Below are 15,083 nucleotides of genomic sequence, written 5' to 3'. Positions count from 1 at the left end.
AGCGCGGTTACAGCGGTATGACGGGGCGCCCGGTTGGCCCGTGCGAGTGGCTTCGGCCGCGACGAGCGCATGGCGGCAGGGGCCATGCGTTGCAGGCTCCGCTTCAGTTCATGGGGGTGGCGGTGAGGTTGGCGCGGATATCGGCGTTCTGCAGCTTGATGCCGTACATGGAGGTGACCGCCCCGCCGCTCGGGTGAACGTTCTGGATACGGTCGATGTTGATCTCCTTGAAATGCACCCGCCCGTTGACGGCGAAGCCCAACGGATCCGGCGACACCGGGGGGCAGCCGCTGGTGCTCTTGTCGCAGACGCTGGTCGGCGCCACATCCAGGTTGAGGTCGACCCGTACCCCGTAGCTGTTGGCATTGGCATCGCCGGGGTTGGCATCGGAGGTGTAGAAGTTGTCCACCACCAGTTGCGCACCGGTGCCGTCGACGCCGTTCACCCGGTCCGTCTCGATGATCAGCTGGTTGCGCTTCTCGCTGTTCGACACGCTCCCCGCCGGGTTGCCCGAAGCATCGCGGACGAAGACGTTCTTCAGCCCGGCGGTGAGGCCTTCGTTGCCGCGATCCTCCCAGCGCCCGCCGCTGGCGGCACACGCCGAAGCGTTGCTGCCACTGCCGCCGACGCACAGCGCGCCGGCGCCACCGGAACTGAGGCTGAGGGTGGAGCCCTGTTCGTAGCGGCGCAGCACGATGCGGCCGAGACTCTGTCCAGCGGCTCGGTCGCCCCAGCGTACATCGTGCACATCCAGGGTCGACCAGTAGGTGCCCTTGCTCAACTGCACACCGGCCTGGGTCACGTCCAGCGACCCATCGCGAAAGTGCATGTCGTAGCGCGTACCCGCCAGCCACAGACCGCGACCGGTCTCATCGACGGTGATCGCCGCGTTGGCATCGGTGACGAAGAAGTCGGCGTTGTAGCGCACACCGTCGCCACTGGCGCCGCCGGGACGCAGCGTAAGCTGGCCGTTGAGGGTGAAATCGTAGGCTGGGAAGATCTCCAGCAGAACCAGCAGTTCGGTGCCACCCTGCAACGGCGCGTCGGCCCCGCCGACCCGCAGGCCATCGAAACTGTAGCCACCGCTGACGTTCTTCAGCCCCAGGCGCAGGCCGTCGAAATGTCCGTCATAGCCGCCACTGCCGGGCTGCGTGTCGACACTGCCGGCGTAGCAGCCGGTGCTGACGCCGCCGGCACAGCTACGGGTCAGATCGAGCGTGAGCTGACCGACACCATGGGTGCGCAGGCCGCTGAACCACATGCTGTTACCGTTATCGGTGAGCGAGACCGAGCTGCTGACCATGTTCCACGACACATCGGCGCTGATGCCCTGCAAGCCGGAATTGGGGTCACCGCCGGGGCGCAGCTTGAACCAGTTCTGCCGCGCGCCCTGATCCTGGAAGTTGAGGTCCAGGGCCAGGCTGCCGATCTTCTGATTGCTCGGGTTACCGATGATCAACCCGCCAAGGCTGGCGTTCAGCTTGAGGTCCTGGAAGGCCAACTGGGCATAGCGCCCGCTGCCGTCCTCACCCAGGTCGAGGGTGATGCCATTCTGGCTGCTGAGCACTCCGGCGAAATTCTCGGCGCGCAGCACGCCATCATCCTTGTACTGGAACAGGCTGTTGGCGATGGTGATCTGGGGGATCAGGCGCACGCCCTGGCCACTCGCGCCGCCGCCGGCGATGCGGACACTGCCGCCCAGGCGCAGATCCATATCCAGCTGACCGAAGCTGCGCGCATGGTCGACATGACGGGTATCCGGCGCACTCGGTGTCACCGCGACACCCGGATCAGGGTCACCATGGGCGAGATCCAGACCGATGCCGCCAATCTGCGCGACGAAGCGCGTGTCCCCGAGATCGAGCCGCACCGCCGAGCCGTTGCCGCCGCTGACGATGTCCAGATAGGCGTTGTTCAGGTAGGCATCGAACGAAGCGTTGCGCACGATCAGGTCGAAGCCGTTGTCGCGGTAGTAGAAGGTCACCGCATCCAGGCTCAGGCGGCTGTCATCGACGCTGACCCCGGCGACACCGCTGGCGCCGCCACCGCGCAACTGTAGGCTGGCCCCCAGGGTATAGAAGGCCCGGAAGGCGCCAAAGCTCCTGTCGCTGCCGGCAAAACCGATACCCTTCACCGCCAGTTCGTTCGCTCGGCCTTGGTGCTCGACATGCAAGCGGTCGTCGATCACGTCGATCTGCGTCGTGGAGCGGCTGCCAGCCTGCTGCGCACGACTGGAGATGCCTTCGACGCGCAGGCTCTGGCCGTCCTCGCGGTACTCCAGGCTATCGGCGGACCAGCCGCCACCGCTCGTTTCGATGCTGATGCCGCCACGACCACTGACACTGGCCAGGCCGGCATCGTCCAGCGCCTGCATCGACCAGACCGGCGTGCTGCCGAGCAGCAGCGCAGAAAGCCATCCGTAACGCTGCATAACGGCCTCCTCAGTTGGTCGGGAACACCAGCACGCTGCCTTGCATGCGGATGCTGCCATCGATCTTGGCGGAGAAGATCGTGGTCTGCTGGTAGCTCGGGTCACCGCCATTGGCGGCGCTCAGCGCCTTGTTCTTCCAACCGCCCTGGCTGGCCACGGCAAAGGCGAAGTTGCCGTCCTTGAAGCGAATCTCGTTGGGCAGCCCCAACGCCAGCACCTCACGCTCACCGCCAGCACTGGTGAGGGTACGGGTATCCAGGGTCAGGCCCTCGAAACTGAAGATGCCCTTGATGTTGTCCAGCACATACCAGCCGGCATTGGCACCGGAGCGCACTGCCACCCGCATGCCGCAACTCTCCGGGCTGCTGGCACCGACCAGGGCACAGCTGCGCTGGTTGGCCGTCCACTGCGCGGGGTTGTTGCTGGCGGGCGTATCCCAGAGCACGCCACCGTTCTTGTTGATGCTGAATTCGCCGGAGAGGTAGACACCACCCTGGCCGCTCAGCTCGCTCAGGGTGTCGTCATCCAGAGCCTGCATTTCCGCCAGCGCCAGGCTTGGCAGCAGCGCCAGCACGGCAATCGCTCGACTAATGCAGGTCATAGCTGCTCACCTTCAGGTAGTTGAAGCTCAACCCGGAGATCTCGTTGCGGCCAAAGTTGTAGCCGCCGGTGGGAACCGCCGTGGGGCTGCTGCGCGTGCCGCCCATGGTGAGGTTCTCGAACACCAGGTTGGTCCGCGGCGCATTGGCATAGAAGTCGCTGGCCAGGGCCTGGCGCTGTGCCGCCGTGGTGCCGGTCGCCGTCGGGTTCTGCAACTCCAGCACGAACTGGCCGTCAGCGCTCGCCCGCAACCGCAGCGGCTGCGACTTGCCGTAGCCCAGGGCAATGTTGGCGTAACCGTTGGTGATATAGAGGGTGCGCGCGCCGCGCTGCGCAGCGGTTTCGCCAGCGGTATCGCAGTTGGCCTGGGCGCAGGACATCACCTCCAGGGTCTTGGCGAAGATGTTGATCCGCGCCTCGCCGACCAGCTCGCCATTGCCATTCTGCCCAGGATCACCCCACAGCCGCAGGTAGGAGCCGTCCATCACCAACTGGTGGATGTCCAGCGCGAGCATCTCGGTACGTCCGGCCGATACCTGAAAATCGAAACGCATGCCCAGGTCAGCACGCCCGCTGGGGCCGGTCGAGCAGTTGGAGCCGGCACCGGCATAGCCGGCGATGCAGGGATTGCCGCCCGAAACGAGACGCTCAGGGAACTTCAGTGACAGCACGGTGATGTTGTTCGGTGTGGTCTGCACCCACTGCCCGTCGTCACGCAGGCTGCGCAGCTCCTCCCCCTTGGCCAGCTCCAGCTCGAAGGGATGGTCCAGACTGCCGATGGTCACCGGATTGAGATTGCTGCCCTTGTCGCTGCCGGCGGCCCCCAGATAGAGGTTCTTCAGGGAGATGGGCACGTTGCGCCCCTGACCGTCGGTGATGTCGTTGATCACGATCTGCGCACCGGAACCATCCAGCAGCACCTGATCCAACACGAAGCCCAGGCCGGCGCCCTGCACGTCGGACATTTCCGCGTCGCTCAGCGGCTCCATCGCCAACGTGGTTCCGGCGTGGAGCAGCGCCATCAGCAGCACCCCGTTACGCATGTTCAGCACCCCGCAGTGGCGCTACCGACGCAGGTATCCTGCCGGGGAATACCGTTGAAGGCCTGGTCGAAGTCGATATTGATCGGCGACACCAGGTTGCCGTTGGCGTCACGGTACTTGGGCAGGTTCATGAACGCGCCCTGCAGCGCGGTGATGAAGGCATTGCTGTCCATGTCTCGCCAGGCGACGTCCTGGGTCTGCAGAGAGATGAAGAAGCCCTTGGCGGCGTTCTGCATGTTGCTCATGTCGCTGGTGTTACCCACCGGCAGCGACTGGAACTGGGACAGATTGAAGCAGGTCTGGATGCCGAGGATACTGCAATTGCCCGAGGCGAAGACCCCCAGCAGGGCATCGGTCCAGCCGCCGGCACAGCCGGAGGTGCAGGTCAGGCCATCGCCATTCTTGATACCGGCCATGGTGCCCCTGACCGGGTCTGCCTTGCCACCGGAGTTGACCAACATGGCGTCGGCCTCGACGGTACTGCTGCGATACACCCCGGCGAGCAGCAACGCTGCGCGCTGGGCGAAGGTCGCCTTGTCGTAGATGGCATCGCCAGTACCCTTGATATGCACCGGGATATTGCCCGTCAGACTCCGGATATCCCCGGACAGTGTACCCTTGGCCTCGCCGAAGCCGATGCGCACCCCGACGACGCGATCGCCTTCGTAAGCCAGTTCGAGAAAGGGATTGGAGATCTTGAACGGGTTGATCGTGTCGTTCGGCCCCACCGTTCCCAGCGCGAAGTTGTTGATCAGAATGTCGGACGAACCGGCGGCCTCACCGGGACGGGTGTACTGGCCGAGCTGCAGTTTCTTGACGTTCAGCTGGGTGTCGATGTTCAGGCCGAAATTGACGCGGGTGTAATTGATGCCGGCATTGCTGTCGGTGGTCAGGTTGATGAAGGCCTGCCCGGTGATGTCCGACAGCTCGCTGTCCTCGAGCTCGACCATCTTGGCCTGGACCTGGGCACTCAGAGCTCCAGCACAAACCAGCGCCAGGGCATGTCTGGCGAAGCGAAAGGACCGACGCATGGCAAACCCCCTTTTTCTTATGGTGGCATCGAGCGCTCCGACTCGATTTCTTGAAGCCACTATAGAAGGGCACCGGCAAAAGCGGCCCGACCCATAGTCGAGAAAAGGCTGGCAAACGGCCTGCAGCGGGAGAATGACCGCAAGGCGGGTGTTACCAGCTGTCACATCGGCGTAACACCACTGCCGGTCAACGCTGGCGGAACAGGCTCAGCAGGTGCTCGGCGATCGCGCTGCGAATGGCGTCGATGCTCAGCCGGGAGCAGTGCCCGAGCTTGCTCGGGTTGATGCGGTGCAGGTGTAACGACGGCATGCGCGCCTCGTACTCGCGCAGATCCCCCTTCACCAGCACGGGCAGGAAATGCTCGCCGCGCTGGCGGTAGCGCTCGATCAGCAGGCGCAATCCTTCCTGGAACGGCAGCTCGCGCGAGGCCACCAGCCGCGACTCCCCCGGAACCTTGATGTATAACCCGTCACAGCCGATGGCCTCACCCGGCAGGACGTGCACGCCGGTAGGCTCCACCGCGTCGGCGGGGATGTCATGGAAGATGTCGTGCCAGGCCATCTCGTCGGGCAGGATGGTGATGCCGCCCTGCTCGTCCTGCGGCACCACGAAGCTGTAGTTGCTGTAGAGCTTCTCGACGTAGCTGGAGTAGATGCACAGGCGGTTTTCGAAACGCCGCAGGAACGCGATCGCCTGGGCACGGTCGGTGATGGCGTGAAGGTCCCAATCCAGGTCGCGCTGATGCTGCAACTCGTGCCAACGGGCATCGACATTTAGGGCAAGGGCGGACATGGTGACTCCACTGGCAGGTTCTCCTCAGGGACATGGCAGAAAGCGTGCCATCCGCCAGAGTGCCGATTTCTGCGGCATTTCAAGGGTTTGCAGCTACCAGCGAACCGCAGCCCGTCCCAATGTGCCGAATAACGTCACCTGCAACTGATCGATTCGGGCTCAAAACAGGCATCCGCCTTGCAGTACAATCGCTCCTTTTCACTTGCCTGGAACCCGGCGCCTCGATGATCGATCCCAAGCGCGTATTGCGCGCCCTCGCCGAACACTGGACGTTGCTCGAACCGCTGTGCGAGCGCTTCGACGCGGGCACCCTGAGCCTGGTCGAGCTGCGCGGCCAGCTCGCGGCCCAGTTGCCCGACGCGACGCCCAGTGACACCACCGCCCTGCTCGACACCTGGATTCGCCTGGACATCCTGGTGCCGGTGGCGAAGAGCCCCAACCGTTTCGAGCTCAACGCGCAGATCCACGACTTCCTCGCCTATCTGCGCCGCGAGCACCGCCTGGGCCTGTGCCTGGAGATCGAGGCCTACCTGCGCCATCTGGAGCGCCTGGCCGGTTATATCCAGGACGCCTTCGAGGTACGCGACGCCAACGACCTGGCACGCCAGCTGCGCCTGCTCGACATGCGCGTGCGCGACGTGCTGAAGAAACTCGGCAACGACGAACAGGCGCTGGTCGGCGTGGCCGACCGGGCCAAGACCAGCGACCGGCAGATTCCCCTGCGCCAGCGTTACGCCGAGGTACTGGCGACCTGGGACGAATACGTCGAGCCGATGATCCAGCTGGTCGCCGCCGATGGCGCCTTCGAGCAAGGGGTACGCCGGGTCGAACAGGTGCTGCTGCGCCTGCTCGGCGACCAGCAGCGCCTCGGCCAACTGGTCGACGACGACCTGCTGCTGCGTACCCACGCGCGCATCCTGGAAATGCAGACCACCGCCCAGCTGACCCTGCGCAAGGCCCGCGAACTGCTGCTGCCACTGCGCGAGGAAGCGCGCCGGCACAACGCCGTGACCCGTGGCGCGGCGCTGGCCCTGTCGGTGATCCGCAAGAAGGGCATCGACGCCGTGCCCCAGGCCGCCATGCCACTGTTCACCCGACCGCAGAGCAACTTCCTGGGCTCGGCCAGCCAGGTCGAGGCCTATGTCTACGCCCTGGCCCGCTTCGAAGCCAAGCCGGCGCACTTCCCCAAGGCCAGCAGCAGCCGCAAGGGCGGCGCGCCCAAGGCGCCTAAGACCGCACGGGAGATGATCGAACGCTGCGAACAGGCCCTGCCGCTGCCGGACCTGATGACCTGGCTGCTGGAGCAGGAACCGGAAGGCGCCACCGACGAACTGCTCTACTGGTTCTCGCGCCTGTCGCGCGAATCGCGCTTCCAGCGTGACCGCCTGCAGCGCCAGACCTACCTGACCCGCGAGCATGAAATCAGTATCAGCTCCTACGCCCTGGTGGGTCACCCCGATGCATGAGCACCTCGTAGGGTGGACAACGCTCTGCTTGTCCATCTCGCCGCTGGCCGGGCCGTGGAGGCATCAAGCGTCGTCCACCCTGCGCCTGCCCGCCATCGGCCACCCCGAACTCTCAGGTGGAGCGCGCCCAGGCGCACTCGACCCAATGCTTGCCCGTGAGCACCGTCTATGAATATCGACCTGAAAGAAATGACCCAGCTGGCAGCCGCGTTTCGCGATCTGTTCAAGGGCTACCACATCTCCCGCAGCGAGCCGGAGTGCTACGCCCAGCTGTCGAGCATGCAGGACCAGTACCGTGCCCTGTTCCGCGCCCTCGGTTTCGAGCTGGTCTGCGACCCGCGCGGCTTCTACTACTTCGTCCCCGAGCAGGTCGCACCGCAGGTGAACAAGACCGCCCAGCGCCTGGCGCTGTTCACCTTCATCCTGGTCGAGCACCTGGCCGACCAGGGCCGCGACCCGCTCTCCGTGCTCGACGGCGGCAGCATAGGCCGTGACGAACTGCCGGCTCTGCTGGAGAAGTACCGCGACCTGTTCCTGCAGGCCGAGGTGACCACCTTCGAGGAGCTGGAAGACAAGATCATCCGCCGCCTGACCCAGCTCGGCTTCGCCGAGGACAGCAACGGCGTGTACCGTTTCCTGCCGCCGATGCACCGTTTCCTCGACGTCTGCCTGTCGGTGCAGCACGACCGTGACCTGGCCGCCAGCCTGCACAGCAGCGACCTGCCGCTGCCGGCACCGGTGCTGCTGGACGATGACGGTGATGCCGCAGTGGCCGAGGCCAGCGACACCGAGGAATCCGAGGAAGACGCCCTGGCCCGCGCCATGGCAGAAGAACGCGCTGCACAGGAGATGGACGCATGAGCCAGGAACGCTACGGCATCCGCCGCTTCGCCCTGCTGAACACCGCCGGCTACAGCCTCGGCCTGTTCCCGCTGGAAAACCCGCTGTCGGTGTACGGCGCCAACAACCTGGGCAAGTCCGCTTCGATCAACGCCCTGCAGTTCCCCATCCTGGCGCGCATGTCGGACATGAGCTTCGGCAAGTACAGCCTGGAAGCCTCGCGCAAGTTCTACTTCGCCAGCGACACCAGCTACATCCTCGTCGAAGTTGCCCTGCCCCACGGCCCGCACGTCATCGGCGTGGCCGGACGCGGCCCGGGCGGCGGCTTCGGCCACCAGTTCTTCGCCTACGCCGGCGAGCTGGACCTGGAGCACTACCAGCAGAACGGCACCTGCCTGCGTCAGCGCGAACTGTTCAAGAACCTCGGCCAGGCCGGCATCACCGCCTACGAGCTGAAGCCCGACGAACTGCGCCGCCTGCTGGTGGGTGGGCACACCAGCATCCCGCTGGACTTGACCCTGATCCCGCTGCGCTCGACCAGCGAACAGAGCCTGAAGACCTTCCGCGCGCTGTTCATCAACCTGCTGCACATGCGCGAAATCACTGCGGCCAAGCTCAAGCAGCTGTTCCTCGATGCCTTCGAGCACAGCCTGCGCTCGGGCAGCGTCGACTACATCGCCGCCACCGAGGAAGCCTACCGCGACGTGCGCCGCATGGAGCAGGACTACCAGGCACTGGTCACTGCCGGCCCGCTGATCGAAGCGCTGGCCACCGGCGTCGGCCAGCGCGAGATCCTGCGCGGCAAGCTGCATCGCCTGTCGCCATTGCTCGACAACCTGCTGGGCACCTGGCACGACTACGCCGATGCGCGCAAGGAAGAGCTGGTGATCCAGGCCGAGCATTACCGCAACGAGCAGGACGGCCTGCAGAACGAACAGCGCGGCGGCACCAGCGAGCTGATGCGCCTGGAGCGCGAGATCAGCGAAATCCAACGCTGGCTGGGCGAACTGGCGGTGCTGAAGAACCGCTTCGCCCTGGTCGAAGACGCCAAGGTGCTGGAAGAGCAACTGCTCGCCGCCAAGGACACCCACGACGAGCTGGCTGGCGCCCTGGCGCAGTCGCGGCAGTTCTCCAGCGAGGACCTCGACGAGCGTCTGCGCGATCTGGAAAAACGCCTCAAGTCGGTCCGGCAGCAGCTCGACCACGCCGACAACAACAGCTACTCGCGCCTGCGCGAGGAATTCAGCCAGGCCGACGTCGACCGCCTGATGCGCCTGTTCAACGGCCAGCTGTTCAGCCTGCCGCTGGGCGAGAAAGGCATCCAGGCCGACGGCGACGATTGGGTCAAGGCGGTCGAAGCCGTGCTCGACCGCTTCAAGGGCGACACCTTCGCCGTGCCCGGCCTGTCCATCGAGCTCAGCCATATCGAACCGCCGGCCCTGCAGGCGCTGGCTGACCGCGCCGCCCTGCGCGACCAGAAGGATCGCCTGGAGCGCGAGCTGAAGCAGCTCAAGACCCAGCAGTCGGTCGCCGCCGACCGCGCCGCCAGCAAGGCCCAGGCCGAAACCCTGTACCAGGCCGTGCTGGACGCGCAGAAAGCCCTGGAAGACTTCCGCAAGAGTCAGACCCTGGCCGCCGAGGAGCCGCAGAAGCTGGAACGTCTGGCCGAACTGGAAGGCGCCCAGGACGAACTCAAGCGCGCCAGCGACGCCTTCGCCGAGCGGGTGCAGCAGCTCTCCGCCAAGCTGCAGCTGGTCGGTCGCCAACTGGCCGATCTGGAAGCCAAGGAACGCACCCTGGAGGACGCCCTGCGCCGTCGCCAGCTGCTGCCGGCCGACCTGCCATTCGGCACACCGTTCATGGAGCCGGTGGACGACTCGCTGGACAACCTGCTGCCGCTGCTCAACGACTACCAGGACACCTGGCAGGCGCTGCAACGCATCGACGGCCAGATCGAGGCGCTGTACGCCCAGGTTCGCCTCAAGGGCGTGGCCAAGTTCGACAGCGAAGACGACGTCGAGCGCCGCCTGCAACTGCTGGTCAACGCCTACGCCCACCGCCAGGACGAAGCCCTCACGCTGGCCAAGGCCAGACGCGCAGCGGTCACCGATATCGCCCGTACCCTGCGCAATATCCGCAGCGACTACGACAACCTGGAACACCAGCTGGCCCTGTTCAACCGCGAGATCAACAAGCGTCAGGTCTCCAACCTGCAGAGCTTCCGCATCGTCCTCGCGCCGAACAAGGAAGCCCTGCGCCACATCGACCAGATCATCCACAGCGCCGGCCAGTACGAGGAAGGCGAGACCCTGTCGGTGTTCGACCTGTCGCAGTCGGCCGAGCAGGACGCCAGGAACGAAGAAGCCAAGGACTACCTGTCGCGCCTGGTGGCCGCCAACGGCAACCAGCTGGGCCTGAAGGACCTGTTCGAACTGGCCTTCGAGATCACCAAGGTGCATGGCCAGCCGGTGATTCACACCGACATCGATGGCGCAGCCAGCAACGGCACCACCATGACCATCAAGGCGCTGACCAACATGTACCTGCTGCTGCACCTGATGGATCGCGAGCAGGCCGGGCGCGTGCGCCTGCCCTACTACCTCGACGAGGCGGCGGACATCGATGAACGCAACCAGCAGGCGCTGATCGAGACCAGCCTGCAGCTGGGCTTCGTGCCCATCCTGGCCTCGGTCAAGCCGCAGGTCTCGGCCCATGTGGCCATCGACCTGGAAGGCGGCAGCGGCCCCAACGGTATCTACATCGACGAGGCGGACTGGAAGTTCATCAAGCCCCGCGAGAATGCCAAGGCGCAGGCGCCCGAGCAGACAGAAACCGCCGAGCCGGCCTGACTCGTCGCGGCCGAAGCAGCTCCCACGGCTCGGGACATGAGCGTAGGAGCGGCTTCAGCCGCGAGCTTGTCTCTACCAGCCGGCTGGATGCCGCTGTTCACATCCCCCAAAAGAAAGGGCCGCACAATGCGGCCCTTCCTGTTACTGCGCAGGGAGGATGTCGTTCTTACATCCCTCCCGGCAACCGCCGCGCGCGCCGTCCTACTCCAGGACGATCTTCGGCGCCCACTGCATCCAGGCGTCCTGCGGCTCATCGAACAACGCGAAGGTCTGCCCCGGCTGCGCCGGGCCGCCCATCTCCGGATTGTTCGGCGTGGCGAAGGCAATACCGCCTTCGATCAGCGCCTCCAGCGACTCGGTACGCACCTTCACGCCCTTGAACAGCCCCGCATCCACACCGATGCCGCTGGCGTTCCAGAAGCGGCTGCCCGAACGCACCAGCGGCGCATAGCGCGGTTCGATCAGCACGTGGATCAACACCCGATCCGAGGTCGGCCCCAGCTCGAAATCCACCACCTTGCCCACCGGCACCTCACGGTAGCTGACCACCACCCCTGGCTTGATCGAGCCGCGTCGTGGCGCGCTCAGCACCAGACGCAGGCCCTGCTCGCGTACCGCCTGATTGGGCGGGCCATCCAGTGCCGTGAACTGCAGGCGCTGGGCACCGCCCTGCAACGCCGGCAGCACCTCCAGGTACTGGCCACTGACCAGCGTGCCGAGGTTGGCGGCGCGGGTCAGACTCAGCTCGGGCTTGACCACCCAGAAGCGCGAGCCTTCGCGGGCGATCTGCGCTGCCGCCTGGGTGAGGCGCACATCGAGCATCACCGCCTGCAGGTCATCGGTCAGGGCCAGGCTTTCCACCTTGCCGACTTCCAGTCCCTTGTAGCGGATCAGGGTCCCCGGCTGCAGGCCATCGCCATCGTTCACCCGGATGCGAATCTGCGTGCCGGGCTGCAGGGCACTGTTCCGATCCGCATGCAGCGCAAAGCGCTGCACCTGGCGCCCCGAAGCGGGGGCCTCGGGGTTCGGGGTCTCGAAGGCGATACCGCCAGCCAACAGCGTCTGCAGGGATTCGCTCTTCACCTCCACCCCGGAGAGCCCGCCCTTGAGGGTGATACCGCTGGCATTCCAGAAGCGTGTCGAGGTGTTGACCAGATGCACGTAGTCCGGCTCGATATGCACGCCGAGCACCACCTGGCTATTGTCCCTGGACAGCTGATAGCTCTGTACCGAGCCCACCTTGATCTGGCGATAGAGCACCGGGCTGCCAACCTCGATGGAGCCCAGCTGATCGCTGAACAGCACCAGATGCAGCCCCGGTGCGCCGAGGTCCAGGGGCGGCGCCTTGCTCCGCGCGACGAAGCTGCGAGCGGGCGGGCTGCCCTTCTCACCCGGCCTTACCGCGATGTAGTTGCCCTTGACCAGTGCCTCCAGCCCGGTGATGCCCGCCAGCGAGATGGAAGGCTTGACCACCCAGAACTCGGAGCCTTCGACCAGATAGTCCTCGGCCAAGGGGTTGATGGTCAGCTCGGCAGTGGCGCTGGCGAGGTCGCGGTCGATCTTCATGGTCTTCAGGGTGCCGACCTCGATCCCCTTGTACATGACCGGCGTTCTGCCTTCCTGCAGACCATCGAAGTCGGTGAGCTTGACCACCACCTTGATGCCGGCCTGTGCGGCGTCGTAGCTCTCGTACAGGCGGAAAGGCAGCGACGGATCGGTCGGCGGACTGTCCTTGCGATGTTCCGGCGTGGCGAAGGCGATGCCACCGGCGACGATGCTGGCCAGCGACTCGCTGCGCAGCTTGAAGCCGGACAGGTCGGCATCGATGCTGATGCCGCTGGCGTTCCAGAAGCGCGTGTGCTTGCGTACCAGGCTGGCGTACTCGGGCTCGATGAAGACCTTGACCTCGACGGTGCTCTCATCGTCCCCCAGGGTGTAGCTCTTCACCCGGCCGACCTGAATCTGCTTGTAGAACACCGGGCTGTCACGGTTGAGCGACCCCAGCCGATCGGCCTTCAGGGTCAGGTGCAAGCCTGGCACGTCGTCGCCCATCGGCGGTTCTTGCGTCAGCGCGGTGAAGGTACGGCTCGCCTCGCCGTCACCCGGGTTGAAGGTGATGTAGTTGCCCGACACCAGCGTCTCCAGCCCACTGATCCCGGCCAGGCTGACATTGGGTTTGACCAGCCAGAAGCTCGTGCCCTTGCGCAGGTACTGCTCCAGATCCTTGTTGACCTCGAGCTGCGCCACCACACCACGATTCTTGCCGGTCTGATCAAGACTGATCGAGACCACCTTGCCCACGGCCATGCCCTTGTACATCAACTCGGTCTTGCCAGCCTGGATGCCTTCGCCGCTGACAAAGATCAGCTCGACCTGGATGCCGGCCTCGCTGTAGGCGCGCCAGGCCAGCCAACCGCCGATCAGCAGGGCGATGAGGGGCAGGACCCAGATGGCCGACCAGTTGGAAGCAGGACGCGTCTTGGCCATAGGAAGATCAGTCATGGTTGGTTTCCGTGTTGTCCCAGATGAGGCGGGGATCGAAAGTAAGTGCAGCCAGCATGGTGAGGATCACCACACTGGCGAAGGCAGCCGCACCGGCACCGGCCTCGATACTGGCCAGGCTGCCGAAGTTGACCAGAGCCACGAGGATGGCGATGACGAAGATGTCGAGCATCGACCAGCGCCCGATCCACTCGATGAAGCGATACATCAGAATACGCTGCCGGGCCGACATCGGCTGGTGCCGTTGCACCGAATACAGCAGCAAGGCGATACCGACCAGCTTGAAGGTCGGCACCAGAATGCTGGCGATGAAGACCACGGCAGCGATCGGCAGCATGCCGTGCTGGAGCAGCTCGACCACCCCCTCCATGATCGTCGCCGGTGCGCCCTTGCCCAGGCTGTTGATCGTCATGATCGGCAGCACGTTGGCCGGGATGTACAGCAATGCCGAGGTCAGCAGCAGCGCCCAGGTCCGAACCAGGCTGTTGGGCCTGCGCGCATGCACCAAACCACCACAGCGGCTGCAGTGCTGGTGCTCGACCTCGGGCTCGATCGGATTGAGCTGGTGACACTCGTGACAGACCAGCAGGCCGGCATCAATCGCACGCATGAACGTCTTCCCCGGACAGCGCCTGCCAGATCTGCTGTGGCGACATCGTCACCTCCAGCCAGATCTGTATCAACAGGAGCGCAATGAAGCAGAACAGGCCCAGGCCCAGGCTGAGATCTGCCAGGTCCATCAGCTTGACCATCGCCACCAGGATGCCCATCAGGTAGACCTCGAGCATGCCCCACTCGCGCAGGTGGTGGTAAATCCGATACAGCAGCAGGCCATAGCTGCGTCCGAAGTCCAGGCGAATGCTCAGCAACACCAGCAACTGGCACAGCAGCTTGAGCAGCGGCACCGCCATGCTGCAAAGAAACACCACCACGGCGATCGCCTGCATGCCACTGTCGTACAACCCGAGCACACCGCTCCAGACGGTATCCTGAGAGGTCTGGCCCAGCAGATTGAGCTGCATGATCGGCAGGAAGTTCGCCGGGATGTACAGCAGCAACGCCGCCATCACCAGAGCCAGGCTGCGGCGCACTACCTGATGGCGGTGGCTGAACAGTTCGTAGCCGCAGCGCGGGCATTGAGCGCTCTCGCCATCGGCAAGCTGTGGCTTGCGCATGAGCAGGTCGCACTCATGGCAGGCAACCAGCTCGTGCACAGGCAAGGAGGATAACGGAGCAGACATGAAGGTCCCCTGAATGCATGCGCGCATTCTAACCGAGCCATTTCGTCCGTATCCGGCAAGGTTGTAACTTTCCGCCCCCGTAGGAGCTGGCTAGCCGGCGACTACCGCATCGCCCGCAAGCGGGCTCCTACGGGAATTTCGTGGCACTCAGGCTTAGGCGCCGCCGCGTAGGAGCCGGCTTGCCGGCGATCAGCCTTCGCCCACATGCCCGGCGCTGCCCACGCCCGACTTTCTGCCGCGCAAAGAAGAAACCCCAGACCTCGTTAGAGATCTGGGGTTTCGTATAG

Annotated in this window: 11 protein-coding genes; 3 read left to right on the top strand and 8 right to left on the bottom strand. The window is 65.0% G+C overall.

The genetic code is table 11. The features are described 5' to 3' along the window. Positions 1–103: 103 nt before the first annotated feature. From E4487_RS16475 to E4487_RS16455, 5 genes are all read right to left on the bottom strand, one after another. Positions 104–2,431 carry a DUF6160 family protein gene (locus E4487_RS16475; protein ID WP_175253870.1) on the bottom strand — a complete coding sequence of 776 codons (2,328 nt, stop codon included), beginning with the start codon at positions 2,429–2,431 and terminating at the stop codon, positions 104–106. A gap of 10 nt (positions 2,432–2,441) precedes the next feature. Next, positions 2,442–3,032: a DUF6160 family protein gene (locus E4487_RS16470; protein ID WP_175253869.1), complete on the bottom strand. Its 591-nt coding sequence runs from the start codon at positions 3,030–3,032 to the stop codon at positions 2,442–2,444. Next, on the bottom strand, positions 3,019–4,074 hold the full coding sequence (locus E4487_RS16465) for a hypothetical protein (RefSeq protein ID WP_257229444.1): 1,056 nt from the start codon (positions 4,072–4,074) through the stop codon (positions 3,019–3,021). Before E4487_RS16465 ends, E4487_RS16470 begins: the two co-directional genes overlap by 14 nt. A 2-nt stretch (positions 4,075–4,076) precedes the next feature. Continuing rightward, entirely contained in the window at positions 4,077–5,105 is a 1,029-nt protein-coding gene (locus E4487_RS16460; protein ID WP_175253868.1) for a DUF6160 family protein, read from the bottom strand. 187 nt (positions 5,106–5,292) lie between these two features. Then, the gene (locus E4487_RS16455) at positions 5,293–5,898 is read right to left on the bottom strand and encodes a hypothetical protein (protein WP_134678210.1); all 606 of its coding nucleotides are present in this window, start codon (positions 5,896–5,898) and stop codon (positions 5,293–5,295) included. Positions 5,899–6,122: 224 nt separating this feature from the next. Here E4487_RS16455 and mksB point away from each other — a divergent pair, with 224 nt between their 5' ends. From mksB to mksF, 3 genes are all read left to right on the top strand, one after another. After that, positions 6,123–7,364 (top strand): Mks condensin complex protein MksB, encoded by a 1,242-nt coding sequence (mksB, locus tag E4487_RS16450; protein ID WP_175253867.1) that lies wholly within the window; start codon positions 6,123–6,125, stop codon positions 7,362–7,364. Between the two features lie 168 nt (positions 7,365–7,532). Then, positions 7,533–8,225, top strand: a complete 693-nt coding sequence (gene mksE, locus E4487_RS16445) for an Mks condensin complex protein MksE (protein ID WP_037055946.1) — start codon at positions 7,533–7,535, stop codon at positions 8,223–8,225. Further along, positions 8,222–11,053, top strand: a complete 2,832-nt coding sequence (gene mksF, locus E4487_RS16440; RefSeq protein WP_175253866.1) for an Mks condensin complex protein MksF — start codon at positions 8,222–8,224, stop codon at positions 11,051–11,053. The genes mksE and mksF overlap by 4 nt, the downstream gene beginning before the upstream one ends. Before the next feature lie 201 nt (positions 11,054–11,254). Here the strand turns inward: mksF and E4487_RS16435 are convergent, their stop codons facing one another. From E4487_RS16435 to E4487_RS16425, 3 genes are read right to left on the bottom strand one after another with little or no spacing between them, the layout of a single operon-like run. Next, a complete protein-coding gene (locus E4487_RS16435) occupies positions 11,255–13,555 on the bottom strand; it encodes a PqiB family protein (RefSeq protein WP_037055942.1) in 2,301 nt (766 codons plus the stop codon). Further along, positions 13,548–14,165, bottom strand: a complete 618-nt coding sequence (locus E4487_RS16430; protein WP_037055940.1) for a paraquat-inducible protein A — start codon at positions 14,163–14,165, stop codon at positions 13,548–13,550. Before E4487_RS16430 ends, E4487_RS16435 begins: the two co-directional genes overlap by 8 nt. Next, a complete protein-coding gene (locus E4487_RS16425) occupies positions 14,152–14,796 on the bottom strand; it encodes a paraquat-inducible protein A (protein ID WP_037056020.1) in 645 nt (214 codons plus the stop codon). Before E4487_RS16425 ends, E4487_RS16430 begins: the two co-directional genes overlap by 14 nt. Positions 14,797–15,083: the final 287 nt, after the last annotated feature.

Source organism: Pseudomonas sp. BMW13 (assembly GCF_013357275.1).
In the GTDB taxonomy this organism is placed as follows: domain Bacteria; phylum Pseudomonadota; class Gammaproteobacteria; order Pseudomonadales; family Pseudomonadaceae; genus Aquipseudomonas; species Aquipseudomonas khazarica.
Note: the sequence above shows the minus strand (reverse complement) of the source record. Positions and strands in the feature narration are given on the sequence as shown.

Coding starts and splice junctions, on each gene's coding strand:
- E4487_RS16470 (WP_175253869.1), bottom strand. CDS start 3,032: ATGACCTGCATTAGTCGAGCGATTGCCGTGCTGGCGCTGCTGCCAAGC.
- E4487_RS16460 (WP_175253868.1), bottom strand. CDS start 5,105: ATGCGTCGGTCCTTTCGCTTCGCCAGACATGCCCTGGCGCTGGTTTGT.
- E4487_RS16475 (WP_175253870.1), bottom strand. CDS start 2,431: ATGCAGCGTTACGGATGGCTTTCTGCGCTGCTGCTCGGCAGCACGCCG.
- E4487_RS16465 (WP_257229444.1), bottom strand. CDS start 4,074: ATGCGTAACGGGGTGCTGCTGATGGCGCTGCTCCACGCCGGAACCACG.
- E4487_RS16425 (WP_037056020.1), bottom strand. CDS start 14,796: ATGTCTGCTCCGTTATCCTCCTTGCCTGTGCACGAGCTGGTTGCCTGC.
- E4487_RS16435 (WP_037055942.1), bottom strand. CDS start 13,555: ATGACTGATCTTCCTATGGCCAAGACGCGTCCTGCTTCCAACTGGTCG.
- E4487_RS16455 (WP_134678210.1), bottom strand. CDS start 5,898: ATGTCCGCCCTTGCCCTAAATGTCGATGCCCGTTGGCACGAGTTGCAG.
- mksE (WP_037055946.1), top strand. CDS start 7,533: ATGAATATCGACCTGAAAGAAATGACCCAGCTGGCAGCCGCGTTTCGC.
- mksB (WP_175253867.1), top strand. CDS start 6,123: ATGATCGATCCCAAGCGCGTATTGCGCGCCCTCGCCGAACACTGGACG.
- mksF (WP_175253866.1), top strand. CDS start 8,222: ATGAGCCAGGAACGCTACGGCATCCGCCGCTTCGCCCTGCTGAACACC.
- E4487_RS16430 (WP_037055940.1), bottom strand. CDS start 14,165: ATGCGTGCGATTGATGCCGGCCTGCTGGTCTGTCACGAGTGTCACCAG.